Raw genomic sequence first — 16,153 nt, forward strand, 5'->3', positions numbered from 1 at the left:
AATTTTGTCCCACTCTCTTCATCTGGTAAGAAATTAGAAAATGAAAGGAAGAAAGCTATGGCAAATCATTTTCGTCAGGACCGTGTCGGCATGGAGCTCAAGCGAGAAGTCAACGACATCTTGCAAAAGAAGGTCCGTGATCCTCGTGTTCAAGGGGTAACCATTACTGATGTGCAGATGGTGGGCGATCTCTCATCTGCCAAGGTCTACTATACCATATTGAGCGATTTGGCTTCTGATAATCAAAAGGCTCAAGTTGGACTTGAAAAGGCTAAGGGGACCATCAAACGTGAACTGGGACAACGCTTGACCATGTATAAGATTCCAGATTTGGCCTTTGTCAAGGATGAGTCTATCGCCTATGGCAATAAAATCGATGAGATGCTGAGAAATCTCAACAAAGACTAAGAAAAAATTGCGCACCTTCCTAGTTTCTAGGAGGTGTGCTTTGTTTTTCTGGGGGGATTTACTAGTCTGAGCAAGTCGTGCTGCTCTTGGGACGATTGGGGAGCATGAGGACTTTTCACGTAAATCAGACGGTGACAGAGCCAGGCAACTAATCTTGATGCCTGCACAAGACTGATGCTCCTAGAGTTTGCTTTGAAACGAGTAGAAGAAAAGACTGATACGGGTTATACGGCCCTACTGTTAGAACTCCCTTTAAAATGGTATACTGGAAGTAATCACATAAAGGAGTTCGTCAAATGTCACAACAATCAATCAAATTAATAGCTATCGATATGGACGGGACGCTTTTGAACAGTCAGAAGGAACTGACTCAGGAGACGATTGAGGCTTTGCACCAAGCGGTCGCTAAAGGGGTCAAGGTCGTGCTTTGTACTGGTCGGCCTAAGCCTGGTGTGGTGTCTTATATCGATCAGTTGGGCCTTGGTGAGGATGATGAGTATGCGATCTTGGACAATGGCTGTACCGTTTACCAGACCAAGGATTGGTCCCTTTTGGCCCATCAGTCCCTGACGCCTACAGAGATGGCAGAGCTGGTGGCTGCTGCGGAAGGTTATCCTGAGATTTCAGTGACTTTTTTTGATGCGGACCACTATTTCATCATCGGTGAGGAGATTCCTGAGCTGGTGGCCTACGATGCTGGACTGGTCTTTACTAGTCCTGTGCCAGTGACCTTAGAGCAAGTTCAGTCCAGTTCTGTTCCGATTTTTCAGGGCATGTTCATGGGGGAAGCGCCAGCCTTGGATCGCTTTCAGGCGGAGCAGGGAGAGGCTCTCAGTCAGGCTTTTTCCACGGTGCGCAGCCAATCTTACATCTATGAAGCCCTCCCTCTGGGAACCACTAAGGCTAAGGGTTTGCTCAATCTGACCCAGCACTTGGGGATCGCTCCAGAGGAGGTCATGGCCATCGGAGATGCGGCCAATGACTTGGAGATGTTGGCCTTTGCAGGCTGGTCGGTCGCTATGGGCAATGCCAGCGATGAGGTCAAGGCGGTTGCTGATGCTATCACGAGCTCCAATGACGAGGCGGGCGTGGCCAGGGCGATTGAAAAATGGGTAATTAATATATGAATGTTCAGAAAATAAGAAAAAATTAAAAAAATGTGCGAAACCTTTTGACATCTTTGGCAAAATATTATAGAATGGTGGTGTCATGGTAAAATAATAAAGGAGATACTTATGGCAACAATTAAGTTAACCCCAGAAGAGCTACGCACTTCCGCAGTAAAATATACTAATGGCGCTGAGGATATCCGTACAGTTTTGAGCACTTTGACTTCTGAACAGGAAACCATCCGTTCTAATTGGGAAGGTTCAGCATTTGATAGTTTTGATAATCAGTTTACTGAGTTGTCACCAAAGATCACTGAGTTTGCTCAACTCTTGGACGATATCAATGCCCAATTGAATAAGGTTGCAGATATCATCGAACAAACTGACCAGGATATTGCTGCACAAATCGGAGGCTAATTTTCCGATGGAACAGGAAAGGCAAGGCCTTTCCTGTTTTCCGTTTTAAGAGGGACACAGGGACTAGGAGTAATAGATTAAGAAATGATGAAAACAAATGGAATCAAGTTGGCCAAGATAATCGCAGCTATTTGTCTCTTTACGGGCTTATTGCTGGCTTTGAATCGCCAGGTCAGCCAGAGCCAAAAAGACCATGCTATAGCGGTAAAGGAACAGGAGAGCCGTCTGAATGTTGCTATTGTGAATGAGGATCAAGGGGGAGAGTTTGAAGGGACAGTTTATCACCTGGCTAAAAATTACATCAAGCAATTAGAGAAGGACAACTCTCATCAGTGGACAGTGGTCTCACGAAGCTCCGCTGAGCGTGGCTTGGAACAAGGGACTTACCAACTCGCTATTTTTATTCCCAACCAGTTTACCAGTAAGTTATTGGATATCAATGCGGTTGCCCCTGAAAAGACAACGGTCACCTACAAGGTGAATTCAAGCGGAAATGCGACCGTTGAGCAGCTGGCCAAGCAAACGGGTCAGAAGGTTGTCACAGACCTCAACCAGCAGCTGGTCGATATGTTTATGGCCAGCATTTTGGGCAATCTTTATAAGGCCCAGCAGAATGTCCAGTCTGTGATTGATACCCAGAAGGTCAATATTGGCAGTTACCAGACATCCATTTATGATAATGCGCTAAACTTTAGGTCCAGTCTGCCCTCTTTGATGGAGACAGCCCAATCTAGCTGGATGTCTAATGACCAGCTGATTGCCAATTTGTCAACCTTGAATACTCTTTTTGACGAGATGCAGTCGGGCCAGAGCAATTATAGTGGGCAACTGGCGGATTTGATTGCCAAGCGCTCGAGCGGCCAGATTAGTCAGGCGGCCTTTATGGCAGAGCTTCTGGATATGAATAATCTGGTAACCGAAAATGGTGCACTCTACGAAACCATTAAAACCAATCAAGATAGTTTGCTGACGGATCTGACTGGGCCTGAAACTGGGGCCCTCAATACCAACACAGAGGCCAATGCGCAACTGACCCAGTTGCTGACCGATCTCCAGGCACAAAGGGAGGCCTTGGAAACAAAAGTCGCTGATATGAGGTCTGGCATTGCCACTGCTCTGGATGAATACTATGGCATTGAATCGGGTGTCTCAAGTCTCACCCTCCGTTTTTGGCCAAATACGATCCAACTGCCTTGAACCATTTTCAAGACAAACTCCAAGAAGTTGAACTGGCTTTAGAAGCCCTGGTGGCACAAAGACCGAGCGATGATATGGCTGATCTAGCCAACCTTCTCCAGCACAGTGGGGAGCAGCTGCCGAGCGGTTATGACCACGATAAGATTTTGAACCGATTCCAGCCGACCACGAAGGATGATGCCCTCTATCAGGCTCTTGAGCAAGCTCACCGTCAGTGGGATAGTTATCTCAAGGCAGTGTCAAAAGAGGTGAAAACCGGTAGGATCTGGATTGACAACCAAGAAGGAGCTTTTGATCAGGCCCAACTGTCTATCACCAGTGCGAGCTCTGCCATCAGCATTGATCCTACGAGTTTCCAGTCTTCCTTGGGGGATTTGGCTGACCAAGTGATTGAGCTGACCTTCAACTATCAGCTCAATACCCCTATCGGGTCGGGAGACCATCTCATCGATATCAGTCTGGTGGCTCCAGGCCTAGCTCCTAAAATCTCGACCCAAAAGACGCCAGTCTCTCAGACAGTACAGGTTGAAGTGCCAAAGGCAGACGGTTCCGGAACGGAGTTTAGGGATATCACCGTTGACGTCGACACAACAGAAACCACGCAAACAGGAGGTTCGCCAGCTTTTGCCGTTGATATCAGTATGCCAGCGGACCTGTCGAGCCTGGCCACGGAGGCTTATCATAAGCTCCTAGCAGACTACCAGGCGCTGGCTGGGAGGGTCGCTCAAATCTATGACACGCTCCATATCTTGAGCACGGCCTTGCCAGATCAGACCTTGACCCTATTATCGGATGCTTATCTGGATCTGCCAGTAGATGCCTATCTGACAGAAGTCGTCACAACCTTGCTTTCACCAACCATGGCAGAGCATCAGGCCAATCTGCAACAGTTGGATGATAGCATCTTGAAGCTCCAAACGTCGATGAACAGCCTGACTAGCCAAATCGAAAGTTTGAGCGGTAAGGCCAACGATTCTGTTGAAGCAATTACGACTTTGCTGAGTCATTACGAGACCCTCAACCAAAAAGTGGCTAGCCTTCAAACTGCTCAGGCGGATGAACAGGCCAGCCAAGAAGAGCTATCGACGGGCCTCCAGGCGCTCTTGCCTGAATTTGAAACCCTGTCAAACAGTACCATGAGCTTGACGACTAGCACCCAGCAAAATTTGACAGAGGCAGAAGCGATACGAAGCACTCTGACCGGCTTTGAGAGCAATATCTCCTCAGCAGAATCCAGCGCCACGGAGCTGTCCTCCCAGGCAGAAGCGCTCATGGTGGCCTTCAATGAAGAATTGACCAAGAACCAAGACTTTGTCGGAGCCTTTGTCAAGGTCTTGAATAATGCCTACAACGAAGGAGTGCCAAATGAAGTCCTGCTAGACTTCCTGTCCAACCCTGTCAAGGAAGAGGGACAGGCAACGCGAGTGACGACCAATGTCTACAAGCCTTTCACCTGGATCTTGCTGATAGAAGTCGTATCGCTCTTGATCGCCTATCTCTTTAGCAATAACCGCATCTTTCAGACAACCTTGGACAAGTTCTCCAAATCCAGCAATCCCCTCTTGCGGGCGGGATCAAAGACTGTGATTGTCCAAGAAATGCTGGCCTTATTACTGGGGATTTTTATCGGTCTGTCGTCCTTGAACCAGTTGGAAATCAACCCGATTTACAACGGGCTATGGGTCTTGACGGTCACTTTGATTATGCTCTTTCTCACCCAGTGGCAATATCTGCTCCTGTCCTATCTGAGGTCTAGTGGCATGGGGATTGCCTTGTTCGTGCTGGTGACTTATGTCTACTTGACCAGCGCCATCGGGACGACGGCGACCTTGACAGGTTTGCCAAAAGCCATGCGTCAGGTCAATATCCTAGCCTTCTTTGAAGGGATTTTGTCGGGCTTCTTTGTCGATCAGCCGATCTCTGGCTTAAGTCTGTTACTGATCATGCTCGGTGTGTTAGGAGGAATTGCCATTGGACTCTTTGTTAAACCAAAAAAAGCGGAATCAGCCACTTCTGATTTGCCAGCTTAAGCGTTTGTTTTGCTCTTTGATGGTGGCTATGCTAGCTGTGGTGTTTGCGCCAAGGGTCTGGGCTAGCGAGCCATCAGCCGGCTATGAAAATGACTTGGTGCTAAGGGCAGACCGTCTCGAGCAGGAGGACCAGAAAAATAAATCCCAGGCGAGCCGCTTGTCGGGCCTGTTTGACCCTGTCGAAGGTCAAAAGATTAAGAGCTACCAGGAGAAGGCTCTGGAGGAGCGTGACCACATGGTTGACCAGCTCTTTCAAGAAGAAGTGCCTGCTGTTGAGTCCCTAGACAAGGACGCCCTCTTTGCGGAGACAAGCAACAAGATTGTCTACCAGCAGGCAGGCCAGACCCAGGAGGAAGGGCGCTTTGCCCTGGTCTTTTATGGGATTTTGGCAACAGTGGTCCTAGGCAGTTTTATCTATATTTGTTATTTATTTTTGAAAGGATAAGCATGAGAGGCAGTCATATCAATGTGACCATTAGCAGTAAAGGTCTTGGCGATCGTAGCTATGATTTAAGGATACCGACAAGGATTGAGACCAAGCGGTTGATCATGGAGTTGGAGAAGATTTTTAAGCAGACCTTGTGTCACGAAAAATATCAGATCAAGGTTAAAAACAAGGGATTTATCCTGGATGAGGGTCACTATTTGTCGGAATTTCAGATCACAGATGGTGATGTATTAGAAGTAATGGAGAGTTAAGATGCCAGAAGAAGTGCTGAAGATTGAAGATCACGAATTGGTAAAGAAGCTGGACCAGGATCAGGTTGTGTTGGTTCAAAAGCGCTCAGACGTCCACTTGCAGGACCTGTCTCGCTTGTCGCTCTTGACGTTTGAACATCCGCTCTTGCTACCACAGGCTATCAGCTGGGACGAAGACAGCATCTCCTACCGCTTTGCCTTGCCAGAGACGACCAGGACCTGGGAGGGCCTTAGAGAGGCCCCAATCTCAGAACGTCTGAGGGTCCTGAGAAATGCCCTGGCCTTTGAACGGCTCCTGGACTTGGAGATGACCTTTTACCTCTCACCAGACAATATCCACATTGACCAAAATGGGCAGACCCGCTTGTACTATCGAGGCATCAAGCAGGCCCAACCTCCTTTTGACATGTCTGAGGCGATCTTTTTGCGCCAGATCAAGTGCTTGATCATCTCGCAGTTTTCTGACCATGCTTACAACACCCTCTACCAAGGAGGTTTGGAAGCTGTTCAGGAGACAGAGTTTACGACCAAGGTAAAGGAGGCGCCCGATTTGGCAGCCTTGTCCGACTTGTTGAGGTTGGAGCAAGCAGAAGCTGCTGCCAATGAGGCTGAGAAGTTTCAGACGGTGCCACGGACCCAGTTTCGGATCTTTAAGCAGCTGACGATTGCCTTGGGGATCTTGACGGTTCTCTTTGCCATTCCCTTGGCTTACTTTGGTCTTTTTCGGGTGCCTTTTCAGGACAAGCTCCTGGCGGCTGATACGGCCTTCTTGAAGGTGGACTATAGTGAGGTCATCCAGCTCCTGGACGATGTGGCGGTCAATCGTCTGCCAAAGACGCAGAAGTATGAACTGGCACACTCGTATGTTCAGCTCTTGGATTTGTCCTATGAAAGCAAGCAAAATATCCTCAACAATATCAGCCTGATTTCCAATGACACCTATCTGGATTATTGGATTTATGACGGGCGTGGGGAATTTGACCGGTCTCTAGACTTAGCCAAGCAATTGGAAGACTACCAGCTGATCATCTATGCCCTCGATCAGGCCATCACCCAGGTCCGCAATGACCAGACCTTAGACGGGGCGGCGCGTGAGGAGCGATTGACGGAGCTTGAGGCAGAGTTTAAGAAGTATTCGGACATGCGGACGGAGTTGCTGGGGCAAGCTTCAGAAGCGGAGACCAGCCAGTCTGAGGCCAAAGAGACTGAGGAGACGACCGAGGCTAGTGAGGCAGACAAGGAGTAGGGATGACAAAAGAACTGATTTTATACACAGCTGCTTATCGCTATGACTGGACCCTCCAACCGGGCCAGAGTCTTGAAATCGCTCAGGAAGGAACCGCTGACTTGGTTTTGCCAAGCTTGACGGCGGAGCGCCTGCGTCTGGAGCTAGGAGACAATGGTGTCTTGGTCGTTTCGGTCAATGGGAGCCCTTATGAGGCGCTGGAGGATGGCCGCTACACCTTGGCGGGTTTGCAGGCCTTTATCGGTCAGGACCTGCCACGTCAGGTCTATGCTAGCCTGCTCCATGACCAGATCAGTCTGGGATCAGGCCAGCACCACACAGTGGTATTAGACGGGCTCAGTGGGCAGGAAGAGGTGGTCTTGGTCAAGGCTAAGGGTCAGTGGTCCTTGGTTAGTGTGGGTCAGCCAGTCTATGTCAATAATTGTCGGGTCATTGCCTATCCTGTCCTTCTAGAGAAGGGAGATGAGGTCAGCTTTGATCGCGTGACGATCAAGCTCTTTGACCGGGAAGTCTGGGTCAAGGGGGTGGCGTCTCGGTCGGACCAGTTGGTAGCCAAGGATCTGTCTGACTATCGCTTTTACGAAGACTACCCCGACTACCATCGGTCTCCTCGGATCATCTACCGGGAGCCGGAGGACAAGGTGACCTTGCGGGGGCCTGTGGAGACGCCGAGAAAGCCGGCCAACCAGCTGGTCAAGGCGATCGTGCCTCCCTTGGTCATGGTGGCCATGACCATCACCCTGTCCTTCTTCCAGTCGCGGGGGATCTACATCTACATCATGGTGGTCAGCTCGCTGGTATCCATGATCTTCTCGGTGACGGGCTATTTCAAGAGCCAGAAGGAGTATCGGGAGAGCCTGGTTGAGCGTGAGGAACTCTTTCGGGACTATCTCTTTGACAAGGCCCAGGACCTCTACCAGCTTCAGGAGAAGCAGCGTCAGGGCCAGCTCTACCACTACCCGTCGGTCCAGGAGCTGGAGGCGATGGCTTCTAATTATCACCACCGGATCTATGAGAAGACGCCCCAGCAGTTTGACTTCCTGTCCTACCGTCTGGGTCTAGGCAAGCGCAAGGCCTCCTTTAGCCTGAGCTATGCGCCGCTGGACAAGGACAAGAAGCTGGATGACTTGGAGCGTGAGGGTTTGGCCCTTTATGATCAGTACAAGCGGACCCATGATTTGCCGATTGTGACGGACCTGGTTTCGGGGCCTGTAGGCTATATCGGCCCTCGCCCGGTGGTCTTGGAACAGCTCCAGCTCTTGGTCCATCAGCTGTCCTTTTTCCACTCCTACCATGACCTGCAGTTTATCACGCTGGTGCCTGAGGAGGAGAAGGACCTCTGGTCTTGGATGCGGTGGTTGCCGCATGCGACCCTGCAGGACATCAATGTCCGGGGCTTGGTCTATAATCAGCGTAGTCGGGACCAAGTGCTCAACTCCCTCTATCAAGTTTTAAAGGTCCGTAAGGCCCAGCTCAATGATCGCCAATCACGGTCGTCAACCCTGTTTACTCCCCATTTTGTTGTCCTGATTACGGACCAGTCCTTGGTTATGGACCATGTGATCATGGAGTTTTTCCAAGAGGATCCGACAGGGCTGGGATGCTCCGTCATCTTTGTCGAGGACACCCTGTCGAGCCTGTCTGAGAACATCCGGACCATCATTGACATCAAGGACCGCAATCAGGGAGTCCTGACCTTGGAGAAGGGGGAGTTGATCGATAAGGTCTTTGCCTTGGACCACTTTGGAGAGGGCTTTGACAAGGAGAGCCTGCCGAGGCTTTTAGCCCCGCTCAACCACCTGCAAAACCTGAAGAACGCCATCCCTGAGTCTGTCAACTTCCTCGAAATGTATGAGGTCGAGGAGGTTAAGGACCTGCGGATCATGGAGCGTTGGGGCCAACATGCGCCCCACAAGTCCCTGGCAGTGCCCCTTGGCCTTCGGGGCAAGGAGGACATCGTCCAGTTAGACCTGCATGAGAAGGCCCATGGGCCTCACGGTCTGGTGGCTGGGACAACCGGTTCTGGTAAGTCGGAAATTCTCCAGTCCTATATCTTGAGCCTGGCTATCAACTTCCACCCGCACGATGTGGCTTTCTTGCTCATCGACTACAAGGGCGGTGGGATGGCCAACCTCTTCAAGGACCTGCCCCACCTCCTTGGTTCCATCACCAACCTAGATGCGACCCAGTCCATGCGGGCCCTGATCTCGATCAATGCGGAGCTTAAAAGAAGGCAACGGCTTTTCTCTCAGTATGATGTCAATCACATCAACCAGTACCAGAAGAAGTACAAGAATGGCGAGGCCGCAGAACCCATGCCCCATCTCTTCCTAATCTCGGATGAGTTTGCGGAGCTCAAAACCAATGAGCCTGAGTTTATGAAGGAGCTGGTGTCAACGGCTCGTATCGGACGCTCCTTAGGGATCCACCTGATCCTAGCGACCCAGAAACCGACGGGGGTGGTGGATGACCAGATCTGGTCCAACTCCCGCTTCAAGCTGGCTCTCAAGATGGCGGACCGTCAGGACTCTCAGGAGATGCTTAAGACGCCAGACGCGGCAGACATCACCCAGGCAGGGAGAGCCTATCTCCAGGTCGGCAATAATGAGATTTATGAACTCTTCCAGTCGGCCTATTCAGGGGCAGACTACCAGCCGGACAAGGACAAGCTCCACATCGAGGACCACACCATCTACGCCATCAATGACAATGGCCAGTACCAGATCTTGACTGAGGACCTGTCAGGCCTAGAGGAGGCCGACAGCATCCAGCAGATCCCGAGTGAGCTGGCCGTCATCGTGGATGAGATCAAGGCCATTACCGAGGCTCATGGCATCGCGCCCCTCCCCCGGCCGTGGCTGCCGCCATTAAAGGAGCGGGTGTATTTGGAGGAGTTGGGAATGGTAAAAAATGACTTAGAAACTTCTAGTCAAGAAATGGAAGCAACACTTGGTTTGGTTGATCTTCCAAGTCGCCAAACTCAAGAGACTATTACCCATAATTTTACTAAAGATGGTCATCTTGCTCTCTTTTCACAACCTGCTATGGGGAAATCCACATTCATCCAAACGATTGTGATGGATCTAGTAAGGAAGTATACCCCAGAACACGTCCAATTTTATCTGTTTGACTTTGCGACAAATGGTCTCTTGGCATTACGGGACTTGCCACATGTAGCTGATTATTTCTTATTGGAAGATGATGAGAAACTCACTAAGTTTATTCTACGAATTAAAAAGGAAATAGAGCACCGTAAGAAAGTCTTCAGTCGAAATGGTGTAGCTAGTTTAGAAATGTATCACCAAGTTAGTGATCTTAAGTTAGCACATTTGATGATTATGATTGACGGTTATGATGGTGTGAAGGAAGCGACGATGCATGAGGATCTGGAGCAGGTATTCCAAACGATTGCTCGTGAAGGAGAAAGTTTAGGTATTTCTATAGTAGTGACCGCGAGTCGGACTAGTGCATTGAAGGCCGCTCTGTATACTAACATCAAGCGACGAATGGCCTTTAAGATGACAGAAATAGCTGAGCCTAGCTTGATTGTTGGTAGAAGTCGTCATCATTTGGAGGATATCCCAGGACGAGGTTTAACTGTATACAAAGGTTCTCCAGAAATTTTTCAAGTTGCTCTTCCTGTGAGGGGAGAGACGGGTTATGATATAACAGCGTGTCTAAAAGATGAAGTAGCTAAAATTAATTTGAATTGGGAGGGACCTAAACCTTTACCAATTCCGATTGTACCTGAGCAACTTAGCTTTGAAGAATTTGAGGCTAAAGCTTCGGTTCAAAGAGCTTTGTCTATGAAGCGTCTCCCGTTAGGTTTAGATTTTCTAGATGTTGAAAGTGTATCGCTTCCTTTGAAGGATTTTAGGCATTTACTTTATACATCTGATAACGAAAAACATCATAAGGTTCTAAGTCACCATATGATACGAACGGTTCTTCAATTAGAACAAGATTATCGTATCATGCTTATTGATCCTGATGGAGTTTTTGAGGCCTATCAGCAGGCTGTCTTTACTTATATCAGTCAGCCTAAAACGCTTGAGACAATTACTCACCAGCTCATTCAATTATTGGATGCCCGAAAAGATGGAAAAGAAACTATTATCCCATTTATGATTGTAATACCAGATTTGGAACAATTTGAACGTAGTAGTGATGTGACTGGGGAGCAACTAGTACGACTATATCGTGAAGGTTGGCAGTTTGGTTTGAACTTTGTAGTTGGTGGAATACATGGCTATTTAAATAATAATTTATCTAGTAGTTTAGCAAAACAGTTGCGCAATCAGAATCAATATTACCTTATCGGGTTACGTATGACTGATCAGGGCTTAGTTGAAAAGAGTTACAATTCTAAGGAACCCTATTTACAACAAGATGAGGCATATCTATATCAGCGTAGTGGCAGCATAAAACTAAAGGTTAGCCGTCACAGATTACAGGAAGAGGAGGAATAAACAGATGACCATTCAAAGTATTGGTTCGATAGCCCGTTTAAACGCAAATGCCATTCAGAACGGAGCCAACAGTATCACAGCGATATCGGAAGCAACGAAAGATACATCAACAACTTTAGCCGGAAATAGTAGCGCCCATAGTGCAATCGTAAAAGAGTTTAGTTATGGAGGGCAGATAGCGACTAAGTTAGGTGAGTTTATCCAGCTTGTCCATAGTACCGCTTCTGAGTTTGAAGTTATGGACCAGGGATTGAGTCATCAGATTTCTAGTGGTCATCAAACTTCTCCAGGTGCTACTCCTGGCTATCAATCGGGGCTATTCCATGAAGGAGGCACCTACTAATGACTCATGCACGAACACGTGAGGACAACCTTAGGGAAGAACAAGAGTTGACAACATCTCTAGACGAGGTAGAACGTCAGCGAAAACGTCTTCAAGTTTTTGAGAATGAGGTATTGGCCTTTCGAAGTGGTAGTCTTTATCATCTGAATCAGATTGCAGATTATTCTTTATCGCAATCAGATCAGCTTCTTTTAGAAGATATCATAGCAGACACACAGAGTTTAAGTCAGCGATTGCAAGTAAAGATTGATAATCGTCTGGAGGTTTTACGAAAGAAAGCCTATCACCTTGAAGAACAAATTGACGGTCTTCGTCAGGAGCGTTTAGTGATGTCTCAAGTAGAAACAGAAACAAAAGTAGAACGAAAGGAGAACAAGCATGGTTAAGAGAATGTTTGTCATTCCTACTGTAAAGTTCATCTGAGCATTTGATTCCCCAAACCATATCTGTATTGGAAATATTGCCCTTAACAGCGCACCGAGCGCTATTGCAATTCCTAAACCTATACCTTTACTATCTCTTTTTTGAACAATCGATTCGTAATCAGCCTCTGAAACGATATACTCCTTCAGCGACTGATCAACCTTATAAATATTGCGATAAAAATTAGACGAGAAGCCAAAATTTCTCTGCACTAAATATTCTTCATCTTCATCAGTTAAAATGAGATACCAGCCTCGTACTGGTGTTTTACGATTAAAAGATAGATTGAATACTTGACCTACAATGGTTTCTTTATGTTTCATAATATTTCCTCAGTCTTCTAATCAAAAGGATTTGCGAAGTCCCACACATTGGAAATCATTTCTGTTGCATTATTCCAAGTATCAACAACTGCCCTTCCAACGTTATCTTCAAATTCTTTCAGCTCAGGCCATTGTTCTCTCGCCCAATCGTTAATCATTGATACTCCTACACCGAGAACAATAGTCGCGCCTATACCCAGGGTTACTGGTGCAGAAATAAGACCGACAGCAGTTAGACCAACTGAAGAAAGATATACTCCTCCAGAAACAACAGCAGTCGTTACACCTACCGTCAATTCTTTACCCCAAGCTTCCTCTGCAGTATCTCCTGATAACATATTGATACCAACACCGATAAGAGTTCCAGTTGAAAACGAGATGCCTTTACCAAGTGCCTTTGAACCAGACACAATCATAGTTTCAGCAGTTTCTGTTACTGCTCGGGTAGCACCAGGTGTTTTACCAAGAATTACTCCTGCAGTTAATTCTATAGAATACCTGTTTGTATAAATTTCCTCAGAGACAGCCTTTCCAAGCTCTCTTCCCATTCCTTCAATACTATCTTCTAAAAAATTACCCAACATTTCATTTCCAGTAGTTGTAATGATTGTGAAATTTTTTTCAATATCACCTTTGTTCAAATAGTTTTGAACTGCTAACTCTAATTCAACCGGATGAGAACTATTAGGATGGATCTTCCCATAAGCAATAATATAAACAATATCTTCTGTAACCAACTCTTGATTGTTTTGAGCTTTGGCCAACACCAACTGATAGTTCTGCTCAATATTATATACTTTTATAGCCTCTTCAACCTTCTTCTCAAGCTCCACCCCCGGATACAATTCCTGGTATCGCTGAATGGCTTCAATGTCCTCCTCGGTCAACGCCTCGCCTCGGCTGACCTTGTCCACGATCGCTTGATAGCTCTGTGTTATCCCTTCACTGCGAACCTGCCACTGACTTCCAATCGTCTTAGCCCAGCCCATATTGCTGGGTAAGCTAAAACTCCCACTGAAACCTGAGAAACTACCGGTTACTACCGCCAAGCCATCGTTAACAGCTCCCTCTAGAGCGGATATACTATTGAAAAGACTAGGTGAATACCCATCAAATGCTAATAATTTGTCCAGCTTCTCCTGCAGTTTGTTACGAGCTTGTACTTGACGATGATAGAGTTTCTGAAGATAGATAAGATCTGAATCCTCCATTGAGTCTTTGCTCAACTCCGATCTTATCAAACTTTGTGTCTGGGCTATGGAGGCATCGTAGGACTGGATTTGGGCTTCTAAAACCTCCGAATCTAAATCCTCGCTAGAAACACGACTGCGGTATTCCTCTGGCAAGCCCTTCGTTGCTCGACTAATCTCTTCAGACAAGAGAATACCACCTTGAAGCAGAGGCACTAATACCGAACCCGCAAATTGCTTGGCAGAGTCATAAGCTTTCCCCTTAAGATTGCCTTCCCCACTAAATGCCGCTAAAGCTGTCAAACTGGTATGATAGGCTGACACGCGACTAGAGGAAATGTCGGACATACTTGATCCTTGACTATCCGAGGCACCCTGAACCATTTTCATGATTATCGTAGTATTACTATCATTAATATTAGTAGCATTATATAGAAAACAGTCAATGAAGAGGATGAATTTTGGTTTGACATATATCGGGAAAGTAAAATCAAAGACTGCAATTAGAACTTTGCCCAACGGGAGGGAATTTTGGTAGTATGATGATTTTAGCTTATTTATTAGTTATTCTGTTTACGATTATCCCTTTTTTGGTCTTAAGTTATGTTGTGTCTTTTAGGCTTTTTATAATTGCCCCCATTTTATGGTTTAATTTTATCTTTTTCAGAGGTATTTTTAAAAAACCAGATCAGCAATCTATAGAGTTTGAAATCATTAAGGAGGAAGAATAATATGAAATTACTACCTTTAGGAAGCGTAGTTTATCTCAAGGAAGGAAGAATTCCATTAATGCTTGTCATGCGTCGTCCTGTAGTCAATCTATTGAATGGTACTTACTATTTTGACTATGCAGCGGTTGATCAAATTATAGGCTTGGAACCAGATAGAGCAGTATATTTTAACCATGAAGATATTAGTGAGATTGTTTTTGAAGGATATATTAGTGACAAAGAAAATCGTATTCAAGAAGCTATGCAGGAATGGATTATTAGCCATCCAGAGATCAAAAAAGGAAAGATTAGTCAAGAAAAAGTTTAGCAACTGTTAATCTTTCTAAGGAGGAAATGGAAGGTCTGGAGAAGACTGCTCCTGTTGCAATGAAAACGATTGATGCATTAGGTAAATTTGGTGCTATTGGAGCGGCACTATCAAAAAGTAAAGCTTACAGAGAATTTTTCAAGAAAGAGAATCCAAAATTAAATATCCTCGTCTTAGTGTTGAGGACATTGACTAAAGACTTAGTCATGTAAAAAAATTCTCTCGGAAAATCCAGATTTTGGGATCCCAGGTAGCATGAATTTTAACTATATGAATAGTACCATTGATACAGGAGAAAGCACCTACGCTGTATTCTTAGTTTCAAATAGAACAGAAGAAACATTAAATGATTCTTTTGAGTTTACAGTTAACTGGGACTATGATGGTAAAACAATTTATGAGAATGCACCTGTACTTTATAACCCAGAGGAATCAGGTGTTCTGACGCCAGATTCTGCTTCAATTATCTTTTTAGTGTTACCTGAAGATAAAGTAGAACTTGTCAATTCTATGATAGATAATAGCAAAATGAATCTTTCTGTTTCAAATTTTACTTATTTGGAGTAAGTCAATGGAAAAATTATTGATAGTTTATTGTGTATTAACAGCCTATAGCCTTATTAGTTTATTTACTTTCTTGTTTTTTTGGAGAAGGGAAGTAAAAATTCGAGATAAAAGTACTGAAAAAGTAAAAGGAACTGTTATTGGTTATTACATTTCAACTCGATTAAAGACACCAATTGTTGAGTACTTTGTAAACAATCGTAGATTTAAGCAGAGACTTCGCTATTATCCAATGGGAAAAAATATGGGAGAAGAGATTTTTAATCCCGAAACGGTGGAAGAGCACAAACAAAAAATTCTTGAACCAAGGTATGTGTACTATATAAATCCCGTCCCCTATCCGTTTAAGACTTTCTTTCCAATTGGTTCTGAAATGATGGTATATTACAATCCAAAGAATCCTAGATTGAGTTATGTTGAAAGATATGCAGGTTTGATAAATTACCATAGGAATGCACTGTTAGTAGTATTTATTCAATTAGTATCCTTAAAAGCTTGTCACTAACCCTTAGTTAATTAATTGTTTCAACAGTAGATGCGATGGACCGCTACTTGAATTCTATTGCTTCGGCTTTTCGTCAAACAGATGCGAAAATTGCGTCAGATATTGAGGGAGGACTTCAAACCTATCATACGAGCGATAAGGCTCTCCAAGCCAATCGAAAACAAGGTGACTTGGTGGAATAACAAAATTCCT

At 45.9% G+C, this 16,153-nt stretch carries 19 protein-coding genes; 17 read left to right on the top strand and 2 right to left on the bottom strand.

Going from position 1 to position 16,153, the window contains the following annotated elements; all coding sequences use genetic code 11:
- Nucleotides 1–57 precede the first annotated feature (57 nt).
- The 11 genes from rbfA (at nt 58) to ABID29_RS05020 (ending at nt 12,304) form a co-directional block, all read left to right on the top strand.
- A complete protein-coding gene (rbfA, locus tag ABID29_RS04970) occupies nt 58–408 on the top strand; it encodes a 30S ribosome-binding factor RbfA (RefSeq protein WP_354364834.1) in 351 nt (116 codons plus the stop codon).
- 296 nt (nt 409–704) lie between these two features.
- Entirely contained in the window at nt 705–1,535 is an 831-nt protein-coding gene (locus tag ABID29_RS04975; RefSeq protein ID WP_354364836.1) for a Cof-type HAD-IIB family hydrolase, read from the top strand.
- A 108-nt stretch (nt 1,536–1,643) separates the two neighbouring features.
- Complete coding sequence (locus tag ABID29_RS04980; protein ID WP_354364837.1) at nt 1,644–1,934, top strand: WXG100 family type VII secretion target; 291 nt, start codon at nt 1,644–1,646, stop codon at nt 1,932–1,934.
- Between the two features lie 84 nt (nt 1,935–2,018).
- Nucleotides 2,019–3,131, top strand: a complete 1,113-nt coding sequence (gene esaA, locus ABID29_RS04985) for a type VII secretion protein EsaA (protein WP_354364839.1) — start codon at nt 2,019–2,021, stop codon at nt 3,129–3,131.
- Entirely contained in the window at nt 3,128–5,161 is a 2,034-nt protein-coding gene (locus tag ABID29_RS04990) for a hypothetical protein (protein ID WP_354364841.1), read from the top strand. The genes esaA and ABID29_RS04990 overlap by 4 nt, the downstream gene beginning before the upstream one ends.
- A 28-nt stretch (nt 5,162–5,189) precedes the next feature.
- Nucleotides 5,190–5,606: a hypothetical protein gene (locus ABID29_RS04995; protein ID WP_354364843.1), complete on the top strand. Its 417-nt coding sequence runs from the start codon at nt 5,190–5,192 to the stop codon at nt 5,604–5,606.
- A 2-nt stretch (nt 5,607–5,608) separates the two neighbouring features.
- Nucleotides 5,609–5,860, top strand: coding sequence for an EsaB/YukD family protein (locus ABID29_RS05000; protein WP_354364844.1), 252 nt, complete (start codon nt 5,609–5,611; stop codon nt 5,858–5,860).
- A gap of 1 nt (nt 5,861) precedes the next feature.
- The gene (essB, locus tag ABID29_RS05005; RefSeq protein WP_354364845.1) at nt 5,862–7,106 is read left to right on the top strand and encodes a type VII secretion protein EssB; all 1,245 of its coding nucleotides are present in this window, start codon (nt 5,862–5,864) and stop codon (nt 7,104–7,106) included.
- Between the two features lie 2 nt (nt 7,107–7,108).
- Nucleotides 7,109–11,575, top strand: a complete 4,467-nt coding sequence (essC, locus tag ABID29_RS05010; protein ID WP_354364846.1) for a type VII secretion protein EssC — start codon at nt 7,109–7,111, stop codon at nt 11,573–11,575.
- A gap of 4 nt (nt 11,576–11,579) precedes the next feature.
- Entirely contained in the window at nt 11,580–11,918 is a 339-nt protein-coding gene (locus ABID29_RS05015; protein ID WP_354364847.1) for a TIGR04197 family type VII secretion effector, read from the top strand.
- Nucleotides 11,918–12,304: a hypothetical protein gene (locus tag ABID29_RS05020; protein WP_354364848.1), complete on the top strand. Its 387-nt coding sequence runs from the start codon at nt 11,918–11,920 to the stop codon at nt 12,302–12,304. Before ABID29_RS05015 ends, ABID29_RS05020 begins: the two co-directional genes overlap by 1 nt.
- On the opposite strand, the gene ABID29_RS05025 is transcribed toward ABID29_RS05020, so the two are convergent.
- On the bottom strand, nt 12,242–12,664 hold the full coding sequence (locus tag ABID29_RS05025; protein ID WP_354364850.1) for a hypothetical protein: 423 nt from the start codon (nt 12,662–12,664) through the stop codon (nt 12,242–12,244). The two genes, ABID29_RS05020 and ABID29_RS05025, sit on opposite strands and share 63 nt — an antisense overlap.
- 17 nt (nt 12,665–12,681) lie before the next feature.
- Nucleotides 12,682–14,202, bottom strand: coding sequence for a T7SS effector LXG polymorphic toxin (locus tag ABID29_RS05030; protein WP_354364852.1), 1,521 nt, complete (start codon nt 14,200–14,202; stop codon nt 12,682–12,684).
- 191 nt (nt 14,203–14,393) lie between these two features.
- On the opposite strand from ABID29_RS05030, the gene ABID29_RS05035 reads away from it, so the two are divergent.
- Genes ABID29_RS05035 through ABID29_RS05060 form a run of 6 tightly spaced genes read left to right on the top strand, consistent with a single transcriptional unit; the run spans nt 14,394 to nt 16,143 of the window.
- Nucleotides 14,394–14,585, top strand: a complete 192-nt coding sequence (locus ABID29_RS05035; protein ID WP_354364853.1) for a hypothetical protein — start codon at nt 14,394–14,396, stop codon at nt 14,583–14,585.
- A gap of 1 nt (nt 14,586) precedes the next feature.
- Nucleotides 14,587–14,892 (top strand): DUF4176 domain-containing protein, encoded by a 306-nt coding sequence (locus ABID29_RS05040; RefSeq protein ID WP_354364854.1) that lies wholly within the window; start codon nt 14,587–14,589, stop codon nt 14,890–14,892.
- 26 nt (nt 14,893–14,918) lie between these two features.
- Nucleotides 14,919–15,104, top strand: coding sequence for a hypothetical protein (locus ABID29_RS05045; protein ID WP_354364856.1), 186 nt, complete (start codon nt 14,919–14,921; stop codon nt 15,102–15,104).
- Nucleotides 15,105–15,147: 43 nt separating this feature from the next.
- Entirely contained in the window at nt 15,148–15,459 is a 312-nt protein-coding gene (locus ABID29_RS05050) for a hypothetical protein (RefSeq protein ID WP_354364857.1), read from the top strand.
- A 4-nt stretch (nt 15,460–15,463) separates the two neighbouring features.
- Nucleotides 15,464–15,961, top strand: coding sequence for a hypothetical protein (locus tag ABID29_RS05055; protein ID WP_354364858.1), 498 nt, complete (start codon nt 15,464–15,466; stop codon nt 15,959–15,961).
- A gap of 35 nt (nt 15,962–15,996) precedes the next feature.
- A complete protein-coding gene (locus ABID29_RS05060) occupies nt 15,997–16,143 on the top strand; it encodes a hypothetical protein (protein WP_354364859.1) in 147 nt (48 codons plus the stop codon).
- Nucleotides 16,144–16,153 lie beyond the last annotated feature (10 nt).

Source organism: Streptococcus rupicaprae (assembly GCF_040545225.1).
Taxonomy (GTDB): Bacteria; Bacillota; Bacilli; order Lactobacillales; family Streptococcaceae; genus Streptococcus; species Streptococcus rupicaprae.

Coding starts and splice junctions, on each gene's coding strand:
- ABID29_RS05025 (WP_354364850.1), bottom strand. CDS start 12,664: ATGAAACATAAAGAAACCATTGTAGGTCAAGTATTCAATCTATCTTTT.
- ABID29_RS04995 (WP_354364843.1), top strand. CDS start 5,190: ATGCTAGCTGTGGTGTTTGCGCCAAGGGTCTGGGCTAGCGAGCCATCA.
- ABID29_RS05035 (WP_354364853.1), top strand. CDS start 14,394: ATGATGATTTTAGCTTATTTATTAGTTATTCTGTTTACGATTATCCCT.
- ABID29_RS05055 (WP_354364858.1), top strand. CDS start 15,464: ATGGAAAAATTATTGATAGTTTATTGTGTATTAACAGCCTATAGCCTT.
- ABID29_RS05015 (WP_354364847.1), top strand. CDS start 11,580: ATGACCATTCAAAGTATTGGTTCGATAGCCCGTTTAAACGCAAATGCC.
- essB (WP_354364845.1), top strand. CDS start 5,862: ATGCCAGAAGAAGTGCTGAAGATTGAAGATCACGAATTGGTAAAGAAG.
- ABID29_RS05050 (WP_354364857.1), top strand. CDS start 15,148: ATGAATTTTAACTATATGAATAGTACCATTGATACAGGAGAAAGCACC.
- essC (WP_354364846.1), top strand. CDS start 7,109: ATGACAAAAGAACTGATTTTATACACAGCTGCTTATCGCTATGACTGG.
- ABID29_RS05045 (WP_354364856.1), top strand. CDS start 14,919: ATGGAAGGTCTGGAGAAGACTGCTCCTGTTGCAATGAAAACGATTGAT.
- ABID29_RS05000 (WP_354364844.1), top strand. CDS start 5,609: ATGAGAGGCAGTCATATCAATGTGACCATTAGCAGTAAAGGTCTTGGC.
- ABID29_RS05060 (WP_354364859.1), top strand. CDS start 15,997: ATGGACCGCTACTTGAATTCTATTGCTTCGGCTTTTCGTCAAACAGAT.
- ABID29_RS05040 (WP_354364854.1), top strand. CDS start 14,587: ATGAAATTACTACCTTTAGGAAGCGTAGTTTATCTCAAGGAAGGAAGA.
- esaA (WP_354364839.1), top strand. CDS start 2,019: ATGATGAAAACAAATGGAATCAAGTTGGCCAAGATAATCGCAGCTATT.
- ABID29_RS05030 (WP_354364852.1), bottom strand. CDS start 14,202: ATGTCCGACATTTCCTCTAGTCGCGTGTCAGCCTATCATACCAGTTTG.
- ABID29_RS05020 (WP_354364848.1), top strand. CDS start 11,918: ATGACTCATGCACGAACACGTGAGGACAACCTTAGGGAAGAACAAGAG.
- ABID29_RS04975 (WP_354364836.1), top strand. CDS start 705: ATGTCACAACAATCAATCAAATTAATAGCTATCGATATGGACGGGACG.
- ABID29_RS04980 (WP_354364837.1), top strand. CDS start 1,644: ATGGCAACAATTAAGTTAACCCCAGAAGAGCTACGCACTTCCGCAGTA.
- rbfA (WP_354364834.1), top strand. CDS start 58: ATGGCAAATCATTTTCGTCAGGACCGTGTCGGCATGGAGCTCAAGCGA.